Annotated in this window: 1 protein-coding gene; it reads right to left on the bottom strand. The window is 54.0% G+C overall.

The features are described 5' to 3' along the window. A partial coding sequence (locus tag V0R37_RS22800; RefSeq protein ID WP_420376647.1) for a 2OG-Fe(II) oxygenase family protein occupies window positions 1-252 on the bottom strand: 252 nt, incomplete at both ends.

Here is a 252-nt window from a genome sequence, read left to right as displayed (position 1 = left end):
GAAGGCACAAGATAACCGTTCTGTTCCCTCAGGTGGACTGACGACCCGATGATAGGTGGCGCGTAAATAACCGTTTGAGGCCAGCTCCAGTAACTCACCAATATTTACCACAAAAGCGCCTGGCAGTGGTTCAGCCTTTAACCAGCCGCGCTCGGTCAGCACTTCTAAACCGCTTTGGCTGTCTTGTAGCACCAAGGTTAAGTAGCCGGCATCCTTGTGCGCGCCAACACCTTGCTCTGAAGCTGCAGTGGC

Origin of the sequence: Pollutimonas rozaliensis (genome assembly GCF_048751585.1) — a bacterium.
In the GTDB taxonomy this organism is placed as follows: Bacteria; Pseudomonadota; Gammaproteobacteria; order Burkholderiales; family Burkholderiaceae_B.
Note: the sequence above shows the minus strand (reverse complement) of the source record. Positions and strands in the feature narration are given on the sequence as shown.